The sequence below is a fragment of the Micromonospora sp. NPDC005174 genome (genome assembly GCF_040608495.1).
Taxonomy (GTDB): domain Bacteria; phylum Actinomycetota; class Actinomycetes; order Mycobacteriales; family Micromonosporaceae; genus Micromonospora.
Genome location: NZ_JBEXIJ010000015.1, coordinates 149,231 through 170,116 on the forward strand (window position 1 = coordinate 149,231; position 20,886 = coordinate 170,116).

Genomic DNA, 20,886 nt, shown 5'->3' on the forward strand with positions numbered 1-20,886 from the left:
TGTAGTGACACTTGAGGTCATTGGCCCGAATCGGCACGCAGTGGTGACGGCACTCCGAGGGGCCGATCGGGTCGCGGATACCCTTGATCGCTGTGACCAACCCGCACGTCCCGGCAGCGCCGGCCAGCGACCCCACCTTCACCCCGCCGAGCCTGGGGCAGCGCTTCGGAGCGCTGATCATCGACTGGGTGCTCTGCCTGCTGGTGGCCAACATCTTCGCCGACCCGGTACGCGACGGCTGGGCGCCGGTGCTCGTGCTGATCCTGGAGTACGGCATCTTCCTCGGCCTGTTCGCGCAGACCCCGGGCATGTACATCACCAAGGTCCGCTGCGTGAACTGGCACGACGGGGGCCGGATCGGCCTGCTCCGCGCGCTGGCCCGGGGCGTGCTGCTGGCGCTCGTCGTACCTGCGCTGATCATGGACGAGCACCGCCGTGGGGTGCACGACCGCCTCGTCGACTCGGTCGTCGTCGACGCCCCCCGCGCCTGAAGCCAGGCTGCACCGAAAAGAACCGGACCCGCGGGGGTCCGGCTCCTCTGCGGTGTACGCGTCAGCGTCGCGGCTGACGGGCGCCGCCCGGCGGCCGCATGTTCTTCGGGATCGCGCCCTTGGGCATCTGCGGACGGGCGGTGAGCGCCTTGAGGCGCTTGTCCAGCGAGTTGACGTCCTTGCCGCTGAGCGCGCGGGGCAGCCGCAGCAGCGTCGTGCGCAGCTTGCGGATCGGCAGCTCGCCCTCCTGCTGGCCGATCACGTAGTCGTGCAGCGGGGCGGAGCCGATGACCTTGGCGAGTCGGCGCTTCTCCTGCCCGAGCAGACCGCGTACGCGCTGGGGGTTGCCCTCGGCCAGCAGGATCACGCCCGGCCGGCCGATCACCAGGTGGACCATGTCCATCTGGGTGGTGGAGCTGACGGCCGGGGTGACCCGCCAGTCGCCGCGCATGTTGTCCATGATCTGCGCCGCCGCCCCGGGCTGCCCCTCGGCGGCGTTCATCATCGCCGCATTGGACCGCAGGTTGAGCACGATCAGGACCGCGAGCAGGGCGAACAGGATGCCCAGCGGCAGCCAGATCCAGCTCCAGAGGATCACCGCGACCACGGTGAGCGCGAGCGGGATGAGCACCGCCGCGGCGACCAGCGGCGCGAACCACCGGTCCTGCTTGGCGGTGAACTGGAACACCATCCCGATCTGCTTCAGCCGTTGGCCGAACGAGACCTTCTCCTGGGGCTTTGCCATGCCGGAGAGTCTAGTGGTCGCCGTCGCCCGGGTTGATCCGCGTCCGGGTGCCGCCGAGCTGAGTACCTTACGTCGGCCCGGGTGCCCCGACCGGGCGGGTAAGGAGGGTGCGGCTGGGGAAGATGAGGCGTCGTGCCCATGCCGGGGCGGGGCCTTCGCGCGAAGAGTTGTCGGCAGAGGACGACGACGCGACGAAGGAGCCTGACATGTTCGGCAACGACGTGGACTTTCTGCTCTCCCTGCACCGTACGCATGCCGCTGAGCTGCGGGCCGACGCCGCGGCCGAGCGCCTGGCCCGGTCGGTGCCACGCTGCGGCGGCCGTACCTGGATGGGCCGCCGCCAGCCGGCCCGCCGCGGCGGACGACCGCCGGTGACCGCGACGGTCCCACCCGCCACTGCCGACCGGCCCGTCCCGTCGCCCATTCACGGCGGCGGGACGGGGCCGCACCCGTCGGCCGGCCCGCCGTGGCACGGGTCGGTCGGTGGGGACGGCGTGTCGTCCGGTCATGGCATGCTCGGTGCCGTGACCGTACGTGCCGCCAGTTCCGTGCTCGTCGGCCGTCAACGCGAGCTCGCGGCGCTGCACGACGCGCTGAGTCGGGCCGGCAGGGGCGAGCCGGCCACCGTGCTGGTCGGTGGCGAGGCCGGGGTGGGCAAGACCCGGCTGCTGGAGGATTTCGCGGCCGGGGCCACCGCCGCCGGCGCCCGGGTACTGGTCGGCCAGTGCCTGGAGCTGGGCGAGGCGGGTCTGCCGTTCGCCCCGTTCGCCGCGGCCCTGCGCGCGGTGCTGCGTGCCGACGGCCCGGAGGTCTTCGCCGGGTACGAGGCGGAGTTCGCCCGTCTGCTGCCGGAGCTGGGCCGGGTGCCGGCGGCGTCGATCGCGTCGAGCGCGGGACCCTTGACGGACGCCCCGCGTGGCTACCTGTTCGACCTGGTCGCGGAGCTGTTCCAGCGGCTCGCCGACGCCCGGCCGCTGCTGCTGGTGATCGAGGATCTGCACTGGGCGGACCGGTCCACCAGGGATCTGATCGGCTTCCTGGTCCGGGCCGCGCGGCCCGGCCGGCTGCTGCTGGTCTGCACCTACCGCACCGACGAGTTGCAGCGCGGGCACCCGCTGCGCCCGTTCCTCGCCGAGCTGGACCGGGCCCGTGGGGTCGAGCGGGTCGAGCTGGGCCGGCTGGACCGCGACGGCACCGGCGCGGTCCTCGCCGACCTGCTCGGCGGCGAGCCGTCGCCGCGCGCTGTCGACGACATCCACAACCGTACGCAGGGCAACCCCTTCTTCATCGAGGAGTTGGCTGTCGCCGGCGACCCGCTCGGCTGCGCGGCGCTGCCCGAGACGCTGCGCGACCTGCTGCTGGCGCGGGTGGACCGGTTGCCCGAGCCGGCCCAGCGGGTGTTGCGGATCGCCGCCGCCGGTGGCACCCGCTTCGCCCACGACCTGCTCGCCGAGGTCGCCGGGCTGCCCGAGGCCGAGTTGGAGGACGCGTTGCGCGCCGCCGTCGCGGCCCAACTGGTGGTGGCCGACCCGGACGGCGACTACGAGTTCCGGCACGCCCTGGTACGCGAGGCCGTGCACGACGAGTTGCTGCCCGGTGAGCACGCCCGGCTGCACGCGCGGTTCGCCGCCGCGATCGAGGCCCAACCCCACCTGGTCGTCGCCGGCCGCGCTCCGGCCGAGATCGCCCACCACTGGTACGCCGCGCACGACCACCCCCGCGCCCTGGTCGCCGCGCGGGTCGCGGCCTGCGCCGCCGCCGACCGGTACGCCTACGCCGAGCAGCGTCGACTGCTGGAGCGGGCGTTGGAGCTGTGGGAGCTGGTGCCGGACGCGGCCGACCTGCTCGGCATGGACCATCTGGCGTTGCTGGAGCAGACCCTGGACGCGGCGGTGACGGCCGGCGACTTCAGCCGTGCCATCACGTTGACCCGTGCCGGACTGGCCGAGGTGGACGCCGACGCCGCGCCGCTGCGCGCCGCCCGCCTGCTGGACCAGCGCGGCCGACTGATGGCCCTTCTGGGCAAGAGCGACGGCCGTCGGGAGTTGGACGAGGCGTACCGCCTGGCGGCCGGCGGCCCGTCCGGCGTCGAGCGGGTCCGGCTGCTCGCCGACATCGCCACCCACCTGGTCAAGATCGATGCGGCGCAGGCCGCCCGGGTGGCCGCCGAGGCTGCCACGGACGCCAAGGCGCTGGGCGCGGAACCGGCCCTGCTCGCGACCCGGATCGCGCTGCTCTGTCAGGGCGAACGGGACGGGGAACGAGGGCTCGCGGAACTGGATCACGCGGAGGCGGTGGCCCGGGCGTCCGGTGACGTGCCGGCCCTGGTGCTCGCCAAGGTGTTCCAGTCGGACATGCTCTGCGAGGCGGGTCGCTACGCCGAGTCGGCCGAGGCGGCCGAGGCCGGCGTGGCCGAGGCGCGACGGGTGGGGATCAGCCGCTCGACCGGGGCGTACCTGCTGTCCAACCGAGCCGAGGCGCTGATCGCGCTGGGCCGTTGGGACGAGGCGGAGACGGTCTGCGCCGAGGCGGCCCGGATCGACCTGTCCGGCGTGACCGGTCTGCACTGGCTTCAGGTGGGCGCGGGTCTGCGGCTGGCGCGGGCGCACCCGTCGGCCGATGAGATGGTCGCCCGCGCGTTGGCCTTCCTCGGCCGGCCCTACCTGTGGCCGAACCACCGACTGCCCCTGCACGAGCTGGGGATAGAGGCGGCGCTGGCCGCCGACGACACGACCGAGGCGGTACGCGCCGCACGCGTCGCGGTGGCCGATGAGAGCCTGCCGCAGCTTGCCCGCGAGGGCTGGCCGGTGTTGAGCGCTGCCGCGCGTACCGCCGCCCGGACGGGTGATCGGGAGCTGGCCGCCGCCGTGGCCGCGCTCGCGGCCGACCTGCCGGCACGGCACCCGGCCCCACGGGCGCACTGCGCCCAGGTCAGCGCCCTGCTGGCGACCGATGACGAGGCGTTGCCGGCGTGGCGGGCGGCGGTGCGGGCGTGGCGCGCCGACGGGCAGCCGTACCCGCTCGGCCGGGCGTTGTTGGCCCTTGCCGAGGCCGCGGCCGTGGCCGGCGAGCGCGACGAGGTGTCATCGGCGATCACCGAGGCCACCGAGATCGCGCGGCGGCTCGGCGCGACGCCGCTGGCCGAGACCGCCTCCACCCTCGCACGGCGGGTCGGTCTACGCGGCGCCGGCCCGGGTACCACCGGCCCCGATCTGTTGACGTCCCGGGAACGGGAGGTGCTACGGCTGGTCGCCGAGGGGCACAGCAACAGCCGCATCGCCGAGCGGCTGTTCATCTCCCCGAAGACGGCCAGCGTGCATGTCTCGCGCATCATCGCCAAGCTGGACGTGACCAACCGCGGGGAGGCCGCCGCGCTGGCCCACCGCCTCGGCCTGCTCGCCGAGCCCGCCGTCCAGGCGTGACGGTGGGCCGTGCTCAGGCGCGCGGCAGGTAGATCCGCCAGCCGTCGACGGCGACCAGGTCGAGGGCGTCCGGTCCCGCGCCGAGTCGCCCGTCGAGCCGAGCAGCCAGCGGCGAGCCGGCCGGCGCGACCCAGGCCGGCGCAGCGGCGGCCGCCACCTCGCGGCGGTACGCGGGGTAGCGGTCGAAGCCGGGGCGCAGGTCGTCGTCCACGACCGCGCAGACCACCTCCTCCGCGGTGGCGAAGGTGAGGCGGTTGCAGGTCCAGTAGCCGGCGCGCACCTGTCGTACCCCGAGGTGACGCAGCGCGGCCACCAGCTCGGCGTGCCGGGCCTCGTCGGACCGGTTCGCCGACGTCGTCCGCGCCGCCTGTGCCGTCGCGTAGGCGGCGGTGAGCAACGCGGCGGCCAGGACGACCAGCGCGATCGGCCGGGCCGCGGTTGCCCCCGGCCGGGACCGGGCCAGCGCCCAGACCGGCCAGAGCAGCGCCGGCACGGCGATGAGCAGCGTCGACAGGTACCGCGAACTCTCCGCCGGGGTCAGGCCGGAGGAACTGCTCACGGTGTACGCGACGAGGGTCGCCACCGCGGCCAGCACGAGGGCCAGCCGCACCGCACCCGTGACCCGGGGTGACACCTCGTCCGAGCCGGCCGGGGCGGGTGGGCGGCGCAGGGTCCGCCAGGCGGTGCCGGCCGCGACGACCAGCAACACCGGCAGCGCGTACGCCCACCACAGTTGCCAGGTGGCGCAGGAACCGGGGCCGCAGAACCCCATGCCCAGCGGCGGCCCGACCAGCAGCCCGCCGTGCAGCCGGTCCGTCCAGCCGGCGGAGTCGTCGGCACCGCCGGCGGCGAGCACCGCGCTCACCGGGTTGCGGCCGGTCAACAGGCTGTGCGCCAGCAGCGGGGCGGCGCCCAGCAGGACTGCCGCCCCGACGAACGCGCCGGTCCGCCCGCGCAGCTCCCGGTGGCGGAACCCGACAAGCACCGCCCCGGTCGCCACGACGTACGGCAGCACCAGCGGGTCCACCCAGAGCAGCAGGCCGGCCAGGAACCCCCAGGCGGCCCAGCGTGCGAGTCGCCATCCGGGTCGGCCGGCGGCCAGGTCGACGGCGAGCAGGGCGAGCGCTACCCCGACGGCGTTCATCTCGGGGTAGCCCCCGCCGGCGATGAGCTGGTTCTTGACGACCCGGTCGGCGCCGAGGGCGAGCAGGACGACCACCAGCAGGCCGAACCAGCGGTCCCCGGTCAGCCGCAGCGTCAGCCGCCAGGCCAGCAGCAGGAACAGCGCGTACAGCGCCAGCGTCGGCAGTCGCAGTCCGACCAGGGACGGGCCGGCGACCGCGAACACCGGCGCGGCCAGGTACGCCTCCAGGGTGCCCATGTACTGCTGGCCGTAGAACCAGACCGGGAACCCCTCGCCCCGGGCGATGTGCAGCGCGGCCAGGCCCATGGTGGCCTCGTCGCTGTTCGTCGGGGGAGTCGCGTGTGCCACCAGCCAGAGCCGGTAGCCGATGCCGGCGAGCAGGGCCAGGGCGGTCAGCCAGCCGACCAGCCCGAGGTGGGCGCCGGGCCGCGGACGCGGTCGATCCGCGCCGCGCGGCTGGTCGCGTACCCCGGCGGTCATCGCACGATCATGACACCCGGGCGCCGCACGGTCCGTGCGGCGCTGTCGGCGGGTCAGCCGGCGGTGGTCACCGTGGTGGCGGCGCGGGCGTCGAGCGCCTGCTGGTAGAGCCGGCCGGCACGGTACGACGAGCGCACCAACGGACCGCTCATCACCCCGGCGAAGCCGATCTCCTCGGCCTCCTCGCGCAGCTCCACGAACTCCTCCGGCTTGACCCAGCGGGTCACCGGGTGGTGCCGGGGGGAGGGGCGCAGGTACTGCGTGATGGTGATCAGCTCGCAGCCCGCCTCGTGCAGGTCGCGCAGCGCCTGCGAGATCTCGGCCCGCTCCTCGCCCATGCCCAGGATGAGGTTGCTCTTGGTGACCAGGCTGTCGGCGCGGGCCTGGCGGATCACGTCCAGCGAGCGGTCGTAGCGGAACGCTGGCCGGATGCGCTTGAAGATGCGCGGCACGGTCTCCACGTTGTGCGCCAGCACCTCGGGACGGGAGCCGAAGACCTCGGCCAACTGCTCGGGGACCGCGTTGAAGTCGGGAATCAGCAGCTCGACGCCGCAGCCGGGCTGCAGGGCGTGGATCTGCCGGACCGTCTCGGCGTACAGCCAGGCCCCACCGTCGGGCAGGTCGTCGCGGGCGACGCCGGTGATGGTGGCGTACCGCAGACCCATCGAGACCACCGACTCGGCGACGCGACGCGGCTCGTCGGCGTCGAATTCGGCCGGCTTGCCGGTGTCGATCTGGCAGAAGTCGCAACGCCGGGTGCACTGGTCGCCGCCGATGAGGAAGGTGGCCTCCCGGTCCTCCCAACACTCGTAGATGTTGGGGCAGCCGGCCTCCTGGCAGACGGTGTGCAGCCCCTCGCGCGACACGAGCCCGCGCAGCTGGGTGTACTCCGGGCCCATCTTGGCCTTGACCTTGATCCACGGGGGTTTGCGCTCGATCGGCGTCTCGGCGTTGCGCGCCTCGATACGCAGCAGGCGACGCCCCTCGGGGGCGGCCGTCGCGGTGCGCGCTGCCTGGCCGGTCGTCGGCGCGGAGTGCTCGATCGTCACGAAAACGAGCCTACGCCGGATGGTGGCCGTCTATGTACGTCAGGCGACCGGCGTCACGCCGCTGATGTTGTGACGCCGAACACCGGTGAGCCGAAAAATGGCGTCACACGCCGGCGGTGGGGGTGTTAGCGTCGCCGGCAACAGCGACGACGGAGCCGAGTAGCACCCCGACCCCGCCAGTGCAGAGAGCCGCCGGTGCTGAGAGGCGGTCTGGCGCCGGGGCGTGAAGACCCTCCCGAGCTGCGGGCAGAACGGCGGCGACGCCTAGTAGAGCCCGCCCGGCTGGCCCCGGTCACCAGGTGACGAACGAGGCCCCCGCTCCGGCGGGGGTGAAGGTGTGGTGGCACCGCGAGGTTCCCGCTCGCCCACACCTCCCTGGGGCTGACGCGACGCTTCGCCACCCAGGGCGGTGAAGCGTGGCGATTGACCGAGGAGCAGCACGCCATGCGACGAACCCTGTCCCACCACCTGGCCGCCCAGATCGGCTCGACCGTGCGTATCGCCGGCTGGGTGCACCGACGCCGACTGCTCAAGTCGGTGGCCTTCCTGATCGTGCGCGACGCGGCCGGCCTGGCCCAGGTGGTCGTCACCGACCCGGCCGTCCGCGCCGAGTTGGAGAGACTGACCGAGGAGACGGTCGTCGAGGTCGTCGGCACGGCCACGTCGAACACCACGGCACCCGCCGGGGTCGAGCTGACCGACCCGACGGTACGTCCACTCGGGCCGCCCGCCGTGCCGCCACCGTTCGACCTGTACCGGCCGGCGCTCACCGCGAGCCTGCCCACCCAGCTGGACAACGCACCGACCGCGCTGCGGCACCCCACCCGGTCGGCCGCGTTGCGGATCTCGGCGGCGGCGGTGGCCGGGTTCCGGGCCGCGCTCGACGCGCGCGACTTCGTGGAGATCCACACTCCGAAGGTGGTCAGCGCCAGCACGGAGAGCGGGGCGAACGTGTTCGCGCTGGACTGGTTCGGCCGGCCCGCGTACCTGGCCCAGTCGCCGCAGTTCTACAAGCAACTGATGGTCGGCGTCTTCGAACGTGTCTACGAGGTGGGGCCGGTCTTCCGGGCCGAACCGCACGACACCGTCCGGCACCTCGCGCAGTACACGTCGCTCGACGCGGAGCTGGGCTTCGTGACCGACCACCGGGACGTGATGCGCGTACTGCGTGACACCGTGGCGCAGATGCTGGGCACGACGGGCGAGCGGGCCGGCGGCGCGCTGGCCGCGCTCGGCGTCACGCCGCCGCAGGTGCCGGCGGAGATTCCGGCCGTGCACTTCACCGAGGCGTTGACGATCGCCGGCGCGCCCGCCGACGAGCCGGATCTCGCGCCCGCCCACGAACGGGCACTCGGCGAGTGGGCGCTGCGCGAACACGGGTCCGACTTCCTCTTCGTCACCGGCTACCCGATGGCGAAACGGCCCTTCTACACCCACCCGGACCCGGCGCAGCCCGCGTACTCGAACGGTTTCGACCTGCTCTTTCGCGGCGTGGAGCTGGTCACCGGGGGACAGCGGCTGCACCGGCACGCCGACTACCTGGCGGCGCTGGCAGCCCGGGGTGAGCCGGTCGAGCCCTACGCCGGCTACCTGGACGCGTTCCGGCACGGCATGCCGCCGCACGGCGGGTTCGCCATCGGTCTGGAACGGTTCGTGGCCCGGCTGGTCGGCGCGGCCAACGTCCGGGAGGTCACCGCGTTCCCACGGGACCTGCACCGCCTGACGCCGTGAGCGGGGGCACGGGTCGGCGTCCGGTGACGCCGGCCCGTGCGGGCTCAGACCTCGACGAGGGTGGCGAGGCGGCGCTCGACCACGGGGAGCACGTCGGCGACGGTGATCGGGCGGCCCAGTTCGGCGGTGAGCGACGTGACGCCGGCGTCGCGGATGCCGCAGGGCACGATCCGGTCGAAGTACGCCAGGTCGCAGTCGCAGTTGATCGAGAAGCCGTGCAGGGTGACGCCCCGGGCGACGCGGATGCCGATGGCGGCGACCTTGCGGGCCGGCCCCCGGTCGTCCTCGGGCACCCAGACGCCGCTGCGCCCCTCGACCCGGCCGGCGGTCAGCCCGAACTCGTCGCACACGCCGATGAGCAGGTCTTCCGTCCGGCGGACGTAGGCGACGACGTCCACCGGGTCGGGCAGCCGCAGGATCGGATAGCCGACGAGCTGACCCGGGCCGTGCCAAGTGATCTTGCCGCCACGGTCGACGTCGACGACGGGGGTGCCGTCCATGGGACGGTCCCACGGCTCGGTGCGCTTTCCGGCGGTGTAGACGCTCGGGTGCTCCAGGAGCAGCACGGTGTCGCCGCGCTCGCCGGCCACCACCGACTCGTGCAGGCGCCGCTGCTCGTCCCAGGCAGCCTGGTAGTCGAGCAGGCCGGCGCGGACGGCCGTCAGGCCGGGGGTCGTCGTCGTCACGGCATCCAGCCTAGTCCCGCGCACGGTTCGAATCCCTGGTGAGACGTCTCACCAGGGCCCACGCTGGACCACTCGGGAGGTCGTTGTCACGCCGAAGCGGGACCGCTCGCAGTGCGGCGACGACGCATGCGCCGCATGACGAGGACGAACGCCAACAGCGTCGGCGCGGCCAGTGTCAGGTACACCCAGAGCGAGGCGGCGAACGGTGACGGCCGTGGCTCCGGCCCGCCGAACGCGGCTCTTATCAGCAGGTCGCCCGGCACCATCAGGTCGGTCGACCCGACCGGCGTGGTCACCAGCACCTCGCGACGACCGTCGAGCGACAGCGCGGCGAGGGTGGCACGCCGCTCGGTGTCCTGCTCCGTGTCGCTGTCGTAGCGCACGACGGGGTCGGCACCACGCCAGCCGAGGATGCCGCTCAGCGAGGTGCCCGCCGGCAGGGCCGTTCCGACAGCTTGGCCGGTGGCCGCGTCCAGAAACTCGACTCGCCAGGTGCGCGCGGCGATCTGCTCGGACGTGCACCTGGGCCCGGCGCAGCCGTCGAAGGCGAGCAGCGCGAGCCGCCGGCCGTCGGGATGCCAGGCGGCCGGCCCGGCAAGTATCCGCCTGTCGCCCAGGTCGACCTGCCAACGAGGGGCGCCGCCGGTCGGCTCGACGACCACCAGTCGTTGGCGTTCGGCGAATCGGGCTGGCACGTCCGGCCAGCCGGTGGCCGCGATCAGATCGCCACCGGGTGACCAGGCCGCCGCGGTGTGCTGGGCGAAGGTGCCGATGTCGACCACCCGCTCGGTGCCCTGGAACGGGTCGACGACGAGCAGGTCGTCGGGCTTTTCCGGATCGTTGAGCTGCTGGTTCTCCGGCCCGTAGGTGATCACGCCGTCGTCATTGTCGCGGGTGCCCAACACCTGCCGCCCGTCCGGCGACCAGGCCAGCGGGTCCAGCCCGGCCGTCATGGGGCGGCTCTGCCGGCCGGTGGTGAGGTCGAGCAACTCGCCGGACTGTGGCCGCAGATAGTGTCGTCCGTCCGGGGAGAGCAGCCCGTGCCCTTCGCCGATGCCGATCGGGATCAGCCGGTACGCGCCGTCCCGGGCCACCACCACCCCGGTCGATTCGAAGTAGCGGGTGCGGTCGGTGAAGAACACCAGCGCCGCCGGACCGGCGGGCCGTTGCCCCACGGTGGCCTGCCACAGCCAGGGGTTGTGCACCCGGGTCGGCACCACGTTGGCTGTGGGGTCGGCGGCGGCGCTGGCCGTGGGCGTAACGCCTGGCGCGCTGAGAGCCACGAGGGCCAGCGCGCCAGCCGCCGCGACCCCGCGCCCCAGTTGGCGGCCCATCATTCCCATGGGGCCATTAGACGCGATGAAGGTCTGTGTGGCTGTCCCGTCCGCTTGCGCCGTTCCTACCGATCGGCCGGGGGAATGCGCCAGAGCCAGACGTCGTCGACCCGTTGCGGCTCGCCGAACAGGGCGGTGGCGGTACGGCGGACCGCCGCCTCGTCGACCTCGAACTTCGCGCCGTGCACCGCGTCGGCGAGGACGACCGTCTCGATCCGCCAGTGCCGCAGGTCGGAGCGGACCTCCGTCCGGGTGCCGTCGGTGATGATCGGCACCAGCCCGGTGCGGCCTGCCTGGTCCATCAGCGCGCTCAGGGTGCGGGGCACCGGACCGATCCGGCCCCGACCGTCGGGGCCGCCCGGGCCGAGGAAGAAGCCGCCGGGGATGGCGAACTCGCCCTGCCGGTGCGACAGGGCGTACGCCTGCCAGCGCTGACCGTCGGGGTAGATGTCGACGGTCAGCGGCGCCGGGGTCAACGTGTTGCCGTCGGAGACGTAGTCGCGCCAGGTGCCGGAGGTGATGAAGCGGGGGATCGGCTCCCGCTCGTCGGTCAGCAGCGGGGTGGGCAGCAGCGGCAGCAGGGCCACCGCGAACCCGATCGCCCAGGCCAGCTCCGTCGAGCGGTGCCGGGGTGGGGAGGTGCGCAACTGCTCGACGGTGTACGCCAGCAGCACCCCGATCACCGGCGCCACCACCAGGGCCAGCCGGGCGGGCAGCGCGGCGTTCACCACCGGCAACTGGCCGAGGACGTCGAACGGCATGAGCAGGTCGGTGCGCCGTCCGTCGACCTTCGCCACCGGCCCGAAGGACAGCACCGTGAAGATCACCGCGACGATGCCCAGCGCCCAGAGCGCGGCCCGGCGGCCGGGGTCGGCGCGTCGCCAGAGCGCGACGAAGCATACGACGGTGAGCACGAGCAGGGGGACGCCGAAGAACGAGTTCTCCTCGGTGGGGTTCGGCGCCAGCGCGGTGCCGAGCCCGGCCTCCCCGGCCAGCGAGCGGCGCGGGAACGCGGCGAAGGCGGCGATGTCCTCGGAGTGGATGACCGGGTCGAAGCCGGTGCCGTGGAACCGTTGCGGTCCCGCGAAGTGCAACCACAGCGGGTACGACAGCAGCACGCCGGCCACCACGGCGGTCACGCCGAGCCCGCGCAGGAAGGTGGGCAGCGCGGCGCGTGCCTCGGCACGGTGGGCGGGGTGCAGCGCCCAGACGGCGACGAACACGCCGAGCGCGAGGGCGGCGAAGAACAGCCCCTCGGCGGCGATCGAGAAGGCCACCGCGACGAGCACGCCGAGGATCACCCCGTCGCGCAGCCAGTGCCCGGGGCGGCGCAGCGCGAACAGCCGCCAGATCAGCAGCGGCACCAACCACCCTGCGGTCCAGTTCAGGTGGGCGTTGGCGTGCGAGACCATGCCGGGGGAGTAGGCGATGAAGAGGCCACCCACGCCGGCGGCAAGGCGGCTGCGCACCAGGTGCCGCGAGAGCAGCCAGTACCAGGCCAGCGCGGTGGCGAACAGGTTCAGGGTGAGGATCACGAGAAACGTCGCCGGCGGTCCGACGAGGTACGTGAGCGGGGCGAAGACCACCGCGTACACGGTGATCGAGGTGTTGACCGCGAGGTTCACGCCGTCCGGGACGTTGATCAGATAGGTGAAGAAGGGGTTCTCGCCGTGGGTGACCGCGTGCCCGCCGAAGGCCAGCAGCCACTCGAAGAGCGCCTGGTCGCTGGAGTTGACGGTGATCGTGCGGACGTTCGGGTCCCGCCACAGCCCACTGGTCACCCAGACGGCGAGCGCGAGCGCCACCAGCGCGACGATCAGGTCGGCCCGGCGGCCCCGGAGGGTACGCGGCGACGACGCTGGTGCGGGCCCGGTGGCCAGCGACGGGGAGGACGGCACGCAGCGGACGTTACCAATCGGACCTGGACGAGCCGGTCAGACCGGCGGTAGTCGTCGGTTCCCGTGCCGCGATGGCGGGGGTAGTTCGGCGTACACAACGGCTGTCGTGAATGTGTTGGTGTGCCCTATGTCGAGGCGGTGACACATCGTCGTAACGTCTCGGCAACTTGACCGTGACCCAGTTCACAGTCTGCCCCGTCAGGAGGCCACCGTGCGCCGCTCCTCGTCCACCCTCAACCGGCTGATCGGCGCGGTCGCCGGGCTCGTCCTCGCCGTGGCGGGCGCGATCACCCTCGCCACGCCCGCCCAGGCCGCCAGCCTCACCCAGGTCACCGGGTTCGGTTCCAACCCGGGCAACCTCGCCATGTACGCCTATCGGCCGGACAACCTGCCGGCCAACTCCCCGGCCGTGGTGCTGCTGCACGGGTGCGTCCAGAACGCCTCCGGCTACTTCACCAACTCGGGTTGGCAAAAGTACGCCGACCTGTGGAAGTTCACCCTGATCGTCGCCCAGCAGCCCTCCGGCAACAACGCCAACTCCTGCTTCAACTTCTTCGAGGCCGGCGACACCGCCCGAGGTCAGGGCGAGGCGCTGTCGATCAAGCAGATGGTCGACCACGCCAAGGCGAACTACGCGGTCGACGGCTCCCGGGTCTACGTCAGCGGCCTGTCGGCGGGCGGGGCGATGAGCGCGGTCATGCTGGCCACCTACCCGGACGTCTTCGCCGCCGGATCGATCATCGCGGGCATCCCGTACCGCTGCGCCACCAGCATGGTCAACGCGTTCAGCTGCATGAACCCGGGTACGGACAAGACGCCGGCGGCCTGGGGAGACCTGGTCCGTGGGGCCTACTCCGGCTACACCGGCCCGCGCCCCCGCGTCGCCATCTGGCACGGCACGTCGGACACCACTGTGACGCCGCTCAACGGCACCGAGTCCCGCGACCAGTGGACCAACGTGCGGGGGATCTCGCAGACGCCGACCAGCACGTCGTCGCTGCCGGGCAACACCAGCCTCGAGGTGTACGGCAACGACGAGGTACGCCTGTACCGGGTCTCCGGGATGGGCCACGGGACGCCTGTCGACCCGGGTTCCGGTGCGGACCAGTGCGGCACCGCCGCCGCGTACTTCCTGGACACCATCTGCTCGACGTACCGTGACGCGCTCTTCTTCGGCCTGAACAACGGCGGCACCACGCCGACCCCCACCCCGACCGCGACCCCGCCGGCGAGCCCGACCCCCACCCCCGCCCCCACCGCGACGCCGACGGCGAGCCCGACCCCGAGCACGCCGGCGACCTGCGTGACGGCGACCAACTACGCCCACGTGACGGCCGGCCGGGCGTACCAGTCCGGCGGCTACGCCTACGCGAACGGCTCGAACCAGCGCATGGGCCTCTACAACACCTTCTACACGAGCACCCTCAAGCAGACCGCCCCCAACCACTGGGTAATCGGCTGCTAACCCCCTACCGCTAACCCCCTACCGCTGACCCCCTACCGCTGACCCCCTGCCGCCGACCCCCTAGCGCTGACCCCCTACCGCTGACCCCCGTTGATCATGAAGTTATTGCCGCGACACGCCGACGAGGCGGGCAATGGCTTCATGATCAGCGCGGCGTGGTCGCGCTGGCCGGCACGGCCTCCGCGCCGTTTCAGTCCTGGAGGGCTGCCTTCAGGGCCTCGGGGAGGGTGGGGTGGTGGTAGGGGTAGCCGGCGTTCGACAGCACGCCGGGGAGCACTCGGGTACTGGTCAGGGCCTCGTGGGAGAAGCCGCCGAGCGCTACTTTGAGGGCCAGGGCGGGGATCGGGATGATCGCCGGTCGGTGCAACTGCCGGGCCAACTCGCGGGTGAAGTCGGCGTTCGTCACCGGGTTCGGGCTCACCACGTTGACCGGGCCGGCGATCTCGTCGTGGGTCAGCAGGAAGTCGACGGCGTCCAGCCAGTCCCGCATCGAGATCCACGGCAGCCACTGCCGGCCACTGCCCAGGCGCCCGGCGATGCCCAGCTTGAACGGCAGCAGCTGCGGCTTGAGCAGTCCACCGTCGCGGTGCAGGGGCAGGCCGGTGCGCAGCCGCACCACGCGTACCCCGGCGTCCTCCGCCGGCCGGGTCGCGGCCTCCCACACCCGGCAGACGTCGGCCAGGAAGCCCTCGCCGGCGGGCGCGTCCTCCTCGACCACCCGGTCGCCCGTGTTGCCGTACCAGCCGACGGCCGACGAGTTGAGCAGCGCCCGGGGTCGGTCGTCGGCCGGGAGACCGGCGATCGTCGTCGCGAGCGTGGTCGTGCTGTCCACCCGGCTGGTGCGGATCAACCGTCGGTAGTCGTCGTTCCAGCGCTTGTCGCCGACGCCCGCGCCGGCCAGGTTGATCACCGTGTCCGCCTCGGCGACCACGGTCGGGTCGAGCTGGCTGGCCGTCGGGTCCCACTGCCGCTCCCGGGGGTCGCGCGGCGCGCGGCGTACGAGCCGGGTGACCTGGTGCCCGTCGGCGGTGAGCCGGTCGCCCAGCCGGGTGCCGAGGAAGCCGGACGCGCCGGCCATGAGGATCCGCATGCCCTCATCTTCGCCGAAAACCCCACCCGTGGACGCGCCCCGGCTCCACTCCTCGCCGATCTTGCACTTTGTGTCGCCGTTATGCCGGGCATGGCCCGTTTCGCCGCGACAGTAAGTGCAAGATCGGCGAGGTCAGGGGCGTAGGTCCGGCGCGGTCAGGGGCGTAGGTCCTTGAGGAAGCGCTCCACCTCGGCGTACGCGTCGGCGGGGAGGGGGCCTTGCTCCAGGGTGGTTAGGTTCTCCTCGGCCTGGGCCACGGTGCGTAGGCCGGGGATCGGCACCGTACGCGGACTGCGGGCGAGCAGCCAGCCCAGCGCGCCCTGCGCCAGGGTTCGGCCGTCGGAGGTCAGCGCCGCCCGGACCTGCTCGACCCGCGCCGCCCACTCCGGCGTCGGACGGCCGTCGGTGTACCACCGCAACCACTCGGGTGCCCGGCCGCGGACGTCGTCCGCGCCGAGGGAGCGTGTCGAACCGGTGAGCAGCCCCATCGCCAGCGGCCCCCGGTTGAGGCTCGCCAGGTCGTGCCGGTCGCAGACGTCGAGGACCGCCGCGTTGTCGTTCAGCACCGACTCGTCGTGCTGGATGGCGGCACAGCTCCGGCCGGCCGCCGCGAACGCGTCCGCCGAGGCAGGGTCGTCGGTGCTCCAGCCGTACGCCCGGATCTTGCCCTGGTCGACGAGGCCCTCCAGGGTGTCGATCAGGTCGAGCGCGGCGGGCGCCGGCAGTTCGTTGATGTGCAGTTGGTAGAGGTCGACGTGGTCGGTGTCGAGCCGGCGCAGCGAGTCCTCCAGGCTGCGGACGGCGGCGGCCGGGCTGGCGTCGGTGCCGAGCCACCGCCGGGTGGCCTCGTCGCTGACGTTGCCGAACTTGGTGGCGATCACCGCCGCGGACCGTCGGCCCGCGAGGGCCCGGCCGAGGACGCGCTCGCTGTGCCCGGCGCCATAGTTGCTGGCCGTGTCGAACAGGGTCACCCCGAGATCGAGAGCCCGGTGGATCGTCCGGATCGACTCGTCGTCGTCGACCTCGCCCCAACCGAACGGCTGTCCGCCGTCACCCCAGAGCGGACCGCCGATCGCCCAGCATCCCATCCCGATCGCGCTCACCTCGATGCCGCTGCGTCCCAGCGTGCGTGTCGTCGTCATGCGGACCAGCCTCCAATCTGGAGTGCGCTCCAGGTCAAGGGCTGGCTAGCATCCGGGGCATGACCGGTTACGCCCCCGCCGAGGCCGCCCGGCGCAGCGGCTTCAGTCTGGACACGCTGCGGTACTACGAGAAGATCGGCCTGCTGGCCGACGTGGGTCGCACGTCGGGCGGCCGGCGGGTCTTCACCGACGACGACCTGAGCTGGCTGTTGCTGTTCCGCTGCCTGCGGGACACCGGCATGCCGATCGCCCAGATGTGCCGGTACGCGTCGCTGGCCCGCGCCGGTGAGCACACCGTCGACGAGCGGCGCGAGTTGCTGCAACTGCACGCGGCGCAGGTCGAGGAGCAGATGCGCCTGCTCCAGCGCCAGTACGACCATCTGCGGGAGAAGATCCGCTTCTACGAGCGGTTGCCGGGCGCGCCCGCTCCCGACGAGGGCCGGTGATCGCGAGCCGACCCGGCGCGGGATCCGCTCCGTTGCGCCGATGTGGGGGTCTCCCCGGCGGGCGACGCCGCCACATCGGCGACCGGGAGGCATCCCGGCTCAGTCGGCCGGCGCGGTCAGGCCGAGCAGCTGCTCGGCTGTCCCGGGCCGGCCGGCGAGCGCGTTCAACGCGCTGACCAGCCGCTTCTCCTCGTAGCGGAAGTGTGTTTCCAGCAGGGCGGCCAACCCGTCCAGCTCGGCGCGTACCTGAGCGGTCGGCAGCGGCCGGTCGTCGCCGAGCAACTCCTCGACCCGCGCGAGGATCCCCGCCACCACCTCGTGGTCGACGATCAGGTTGGCCAGGACCGGGCGTAGCTCGGGCACCTCGTCGGCGAGGACCCGGAACGCGCCCGCGTCCTCACCGGTGTGGTGGCGGCCGAGCGCGGCGCAGAAGCTCAGGCAGTGGGCCCGTAGGTCCCGCGAGGGGGTGTCGAGGTCGGCCCGGAGGCGGGTCAGTTCCGCGCGGAGCCAGAGGTGGATCTCGATCATCTGATTGCCGACGGCGGCGAGCCGGTCGGCAGGTGAATTCGTCGGGTGCACGTACATCCCATGCTGTCCCGCGCCTCCATGCCCTCGGCGGCCATCGTGCCGGGTACACCGCGACGCTGTCCGCAGTCTAGATCGACGTCGTCAGGGCGTGGTCGGCTCGTCGGGCTCCCGGACGTCGTGCCAGCGGGCACGCCACGCCGCCTCGTGCGCCTCGTGCGTCGTCCGTTCGTGGAAGACCGCGGCCCGCAACGCGTGCCGGGAGCCCGACATCGTCAGCACCTCGACGGCCACCAGCCCGACGCAGATCACGGTGGCCAGGGTGAGAACTCCCAGCGCCGGCAGGTGCAGGCCGATCGGCAGGGCCGCCGTGAGCGTCAGGATGACGCCCACGCGGGTCCAGGTGACGGTGTGCAGGGTCCGCAACTGGAACAGCATGTTGACGGCGAAGTAGGTGATCAGACCCCCGAAGAGCATCGGCACCGCCGGCCCTTCGATCTTCTCCGCGATACCGCCGGCCGGGTCGGTGATCTTGTGCAGGATCTCCTCGTTGCCGATGGAGAAGAGGATCACCCCGGCGATCATCGGCAGGTAGAGGTACGCGTACGCGTCGCGGGCCATCGCCACCCGGGGAGCGCCCTCCGCCGCGTGCAGGGCGATCCGGGCGGCCGGCCCGACGAAGTCGAAGTGCGCCCACCAGAGAGCGGCGGTGATCACGATGCCGAGCGCGGCGGCGGCCACCGCCGGCCAGGTGACAGGCTTGCCGAGCAGGTTGCCGCCCACTCCGGTGGAGATGATCGACTCGCCGAGCGCGATGATCAGGATGAGGTCGTAGCGCTCGGTCCAGTGCTCCGCGCTGGTCACCCCCCAGCCCCAGGTGCCGACGATGAAGCCGGTGGCGTACTGCACCACCACCACGGCGATCCACAGCCCGTCGCGGACCAGGGCGGCTCGGTCGGGATCGGTGATCTGCGGCGGGATCAGCGCGGCGGCCAGCAGCAGCACGATGCTCACCGCCAGCTCCGGGGCGAACCGTCGGAGCTGGCGTCGCTCCTGCGGGCTGTCCCGCACCACGTGCTGGTACAGGAACATGTGCACGGCCCGGACCACGACGTAGCTGATGGCCACCAGCATCGGGCCGGCGGCGCTGCCCTTCGGGTCGCTGAACGCCTGCGGCAGCCCCAGCGCGAACGCGAACAGCGCGACCATCGAGACGACCATCAGCGCCGGTACGTAGCCCTCGCCGAGCCGTACCCGGGTGGCGACCAGGCTGTGCACCACCCAGATCCACCAGAGCACGGCGAGCACCAGGGCGGCGTGCAGCAGTTGGCGGCCGGAGATGTTCGCGGCGGTCGCGCGGGTGATGATGAAGAAGGAGAAGACGAAGACCAGGTCGAAGAAGACCTCGAACTTGTCCACCCGGGCACCGGGCGCGATGGGGACGGCCGGTCCCAGTTGTCCACGCCCCCGGTAGCCGCCCACGGTCCCACTCTGGCAGCGTGTGGCCTGGTGGGAGGACGGAACGGGTCAGCCCGCGTCCGGTGGCCGCAGGCCGTCCATCAGCAGGTCGAGCAGCCGGTCGGCCTGGGCGCGCTCTCCGGCGGCCAGGGAGATCCCGCTGAGGCCGGCCAGGACGTCACCGGCGGCGACGTCGCCCCGGACGCTGCCCGCCGCCGCGCCCGCGCCCAGCAACCGGCCGAGCGCGGCCAGTAGCAGGTCCCGGCTCTGGGCGTACGGGTTGGCGCCGGTTGCGATGACGAGGCGCAGCGCGTCCGCCATGCCCCGCTTGGTGGCGAGGTAGTCCGTGAAACGCGACATCCACTCCCGTAGCGCCCGCTCGGGCGGCAACCGGTCCAGCAGTTGCGGCGCGGCGTCGCAGAGCCGAGCCAACTCGTTGCGGTACGCCGCCTCGACCAGCGCCTCGCGGGTGGGGAAGTGCCGGTAGAGGGTGCCGATACCCACCCCTGCCGCGCGGGCGATGGCGTCGAGCGTTACCTCCGGCCCGGGGCGGGAAAACGCCTGCACCGCGGTCTGCAGCAGCCGTTCGCGGTTGCGCAGCGCGTCCGCCCGCAGCGGGCGGGGGTTGGTCTCCGGCAACGTCTCCTCCTCGCCGGGCAGGTGCCACGGACAGGACATGGCAAGCGGAGGGAACTCCGGTTAGTCTCGACCGCAGCGGAGGATCCTCCGCTTCCATCGTACCGGCGGGCCGACCGGCCCGCCCCAGCCTGGACAAGGATGGATCATGACGACGAGCAACCCGATCACCACGTCGTTCGCCCACGACTCCACCGCGATGGACGTGATCCGGGGCGTGGACCTGGTCGGCCGGCGGGCGATCGTCACCGGCGGGTCGTCCGGCATCGGCGTGGAGACCGCCCGTGCCCTGGCCAGCGCCGGCGCGGAGGTCACCCTGGCCGTCCGCAACCCGGACGCCGGCCAGAAGGCCGCCGACGACATCACCGGCACCACCGGCAACGACCACGTCCTGGTCGCCCCGCTCGACCTCGCCGACCAGGGTTCGGTCGCCGACTTCGTCGCCAACTGGGACGGCCCACTGCACATCCTGGTCAACAACGCCGGCATCATGGCCGCGCCCCTGAGCCGCACCCCGCAGGGCTGGGAGATGCAGTTCGCCACCAACCACCTCGGGCACTTCGCGCTCGCCACCGGGCTGCGCCCGGCGCTCGCCGCCGCCGACGGGGCCCGGATCGTCTCGGTCAGCTCCGCCGCCCACCTGCGCTCGCCGGTGGTCTTCGAGGACATCCAGTACGACCGCCGCGAGTACGAGCCGTGGCAGGCGTACGGGCAGTCGAAGACGGCCAACGTGCTCTTCGCCGTGGAGGCGAGCCGCCGCTGGGCCGACGACGGCATCTTCACCAACTCGCTGATGCCCGGCGCGATCCGTACCAACCTCCAGCGCTACGTCAGCGAGGAGGAGCTGAACCGCCTGCGTTCCGGCAATGCGGCGGCGTGGAAGACCGTCGAGCAGGGCGCCGCCACGTCGGTGCTGGTGGCCGCGTCCCCGTTGCTCGACGGTGTCGGCGGACGTTACTTCGAGGACTGCCAGCAGGCCGCGCCCGCCCGGCCCGGCACGCGGACTGGCGTCGCGGACTACGCGCTGGACCCGGAGGCGGCCGAGCGGCTCTGGAAGGTCTCGACCGACCTGGTCAAGGGCTGACCCGTCACAAACGCGAAGGGCGCCCCGGTCATCTCGACCGGGGCGCCCTTTCGTGTTGCG

At 72.8% G+C, this 20,886-nt stretch carries 17 protein-coding genes; 6 read left to right on the plus strand and 11 right to left on the minus strand.

Annotation, left to right across the window (positions count from 1 at the left end):
* The first annotated feature begins 92 nt into the window (after nucleotides 1–92).
* Nucleotides 93–491: an RDD family protein gene (locus ABZU91_RS18425; protein ID WP_355241479.1), complete on the plus strand. Its 399-nt coding sequence runs from the start codon at nucleotides 93–95 to the stop codon at nucleotides 489–491.
* Between the two features lie 61 nt (nucleotides 492–552).
* On the opposite strand, the gene ABZU91_RS18430 is transcribed toward ABZU91_RS18425, so the two are convergent.
* Nucleotides 553–1,236, minus strand: a complete 684-nt coding sequence (locus tag ABZU91_RS18430; RefSeq protein WP_355241481.1) for a DUF4191 domain-containing protein — start codon at nucleotides 1,234–1,236, stop codon at nucleotides 553–555.
* Between the two features lie 206 nt (nucleotides 1,237–1,442).
* On the opposite strand from ABZU91_RS18430, the gene ABZU91_RS18435 reads away from it, so the two are divergent.
* Nucleotides 1,443–4,658, plus strand: coding sequence for an AAA family ATPase (locus tag ABZU91_RS18435; RefSeq protein ID WP_355241483.1), 3,216 nt, complete (start codon nucleotides 1,443–1,445; stop codon nucleotides 4,656–4,658).
* Between the two features lie 13 nt (nucleotides 4,659–4,671).
* On the opposite strand, the gene ABZU91_RS18440 is transcribed toward ABZU91_RS18435, so the two are convergent.
* The gene (locus ABZU91_RS18440) at nucleotides 4,672–6,282 is read right to left on the minus strand and encodes a hypothetical protein (protein WP_355241486.1); all 1,611 of its coding nucleotides are present in this window, start codon (nucleotides 6,280–6,282) and stop codon (nucleotides 4,672–4,674) included.
* Nucleotides 6,283–6,335: 53 nt separating this feature from the next.
* Nucleotides 6,336–7,331 (minus strand): lipoyl synthase, encoded by a 996-nt coding sequence (gene lipA, locus ABZU91_RS18445; RefSeq protein WP_355241488.1) that lies wholly within the window; start codon nucleotides 7,329–7,331, stop codon nucleotides 6,336–6,338.
* A 444-nt stretch (nucleotides 7,332–7,775) separates the two neighbouring features.
* On the opposite strand from lipA, the gene aspS reads away from it, so the two are divergent.
* Nucleotides 7,776–9,062, plus strand: a complete 1,287-nt coding sequence (gene aspS / locus ABZU91_RS18450; RefSeq protein WP_355241491.1) for an aspartate--tRNA(Asn) ligase — start codon at nucleotides 7,776–7,778, stop codon at nucleotides 9,060–9,062.
* A gap of 44 nt (nucleotides 9,063–9,106) precedes the next feature.
* Here the strand turns inward: aspS and lipB are convergent, their stop codons facing one another.
* The 3 genes from lipB to ABZU91_RS18465 form a co-directional block, all read right to left on the minus strand.
* Nucleotides 9,107–9,748 (minus strand): lipoyl(octanoyl) transferase LipB, encoded by a 642-nt coding sequence (gene lipB, locus ABZU91_RS18455; protein WP_355241494.1) that lies wholly within the window; start codon nucleotides 9,746–9,748, stop codon nucleotides 9,107–9,109.
* Between the two features lie 86 nt (nucleotides 9,749–9,834).
* Nucleotides 9,835–11,091 carry a hypothetical protein gene (locus ABZU91_RS18460; RefSeq protein ID WP_355241497.1) on the minus strand — a complete coding sequence of 419 codons (1,257 nt, stop codon included), beginning with the start codon at nucleotides 11,089–11,091 and terminating at the stop codon, nucleotides 9,835–9,837.
* Nucleotides 11,092–11,147: 56 nt separating this feature from the next.
* On the minus strand, nucleotides 11,148–12,980 hold the full coding sequence (locus ABZU91_RS18465; RefSeq protein ID WP_355241500.1) for a DUF2079 domain-containing protein: 1,833 nt from the start codon (nucleotides 12,978–12,980) through the stop codon (nucleotides 11,148–11,150).
* A 211-nt stretch (nucleotides 12,981–13,191) separates the two neighbouring features.
* On the opposite strand from ABZU91_RS18465, the gene ABZU91_RS18470 reads away from it, so the two are divergent.
* Nucleotides 13,192–14,445 (plus strand): PHB depolymerase family esterase, encoded by a 1,254-nt coding sequence (locus tag ABZU91_RS18470; protein WP_355241503.1) that lies wholly within the window; start codon nucleotides 13,192–13,194, stop codon nucleotides 14,443–14,445.
* Between the two features lie 190 nt (nucleotides 14,446–14,635).
* Here ABZU91_RS18470 and ABZU91_RS18475 read toward each other — a convergent pair whose 3' ends face one another.
* Complete coding sequence (locus tag ABZU91_RS18475; protein WP_355241506.1) at nucleotides 14,636–15,535, minus strand: TIGR01777 family oxidoreductase; 900 nt, start codon at nucleotides 15,533–15,535, stop codon at nucleotides 14,636–14,638.
* Nucleotides 15,536–15,690: 155 nt separating this feature from the next.
* Entirely contained in the window at nucleotides 15,691–16,677 is a 987-nt protein-coding gene (locus ABZU91_RS18480) for an aldo/keto reductase (RefSeq protein WP_355241509.1), read from the minus strand.
* A 59-nt stretch (nucleotides 16,678–16,736) separates the two neighbouring features.
* Between ABZU91_RS18480 and ABZU91_RS18485 the strand changes: the two genes are divergently transcribed.
* Nucleotides 16,737–17,123: a MerR family transcriptional regulator gene (locus ABZU91_RS18485; protein WP_355241512.1), complete on the plus strand. Its 387-nt coding sequence runs from the start codon at nucleotides 16,737–16,739 to the stop codon at nucleotides 17,121–17,123.
* Nucleotides 17,124–17,222: 99 nt separating this feature from the next.
* Here ABZU91_RS18485 and ABZU91_RS18490 read toward each other — a convergent pair whose 3' ends face one another.
* The 3 genes from ABZU91_RS18490 to ABZU91_RS18500 form a co-directional block, all read right to left on the minus strand.
* The gene (locus ABZU91_RS18490; protein ID WP_355241514.1) at nucleotides 17,223–17,708 is read right to left on the minus strand and encodes a hemerythrin domain-containing protein; all 486 of its coding nucleotides are present in this window, start codon (nucleotides 17,706–17,708) and stop codon (nucleotides 17,223–17,225) included.
* Between the two features lie 84 nt (nucleotides 17,709–17,792).
* A complete protein-coding gene (locus ABZU91_RS18495) occupies nucleotides 17,793–19,130 on the minus strand; it encodes a low temperature requirement protein A (RefSeq protein ID WP_355241518.1) in 1,338 nt (445 codons plus the stop codon).
* Between the two features lie 45 nt (nucleotides 19,131–19,175).
* Nucleotides 19,176–19,784 carry a helix-turn-helix domain-containing protein gene (locus tag ABZU91_RS18500; protein WP_355241521.1) on the minus strand — a complete coding sequence of 203 codons (609 nt, stop codon included), beginning with the start codon at nucleotides 19,782–19,784 and terminating at the stop codon, nucleotides 19,176–19,178.
* A 106-nt stretch (nucleotides 19,785–19,890) separates the two neighbouring features.
* On the opposite strand from ABZU91_RS18500, the gene ABZU91_RS18505 reads away from it, so the two are divergent.
* Nucleotides 19,891–20,826: an SDR family NAD(P)-dependent oxidoreductase gene (locus ABZU91_RS18505; RefSeq protein WP_355241524.1), complete on the plus strand. Its 936-nt coding sequence runs from the start codon at nucleotides 19,891–19,893 to the stop codon at nucleotides 20,824–20,826.
* The last annotated feature ends 60 nt before the right edge of the window (nucleotides 20,827–20,886 follow it).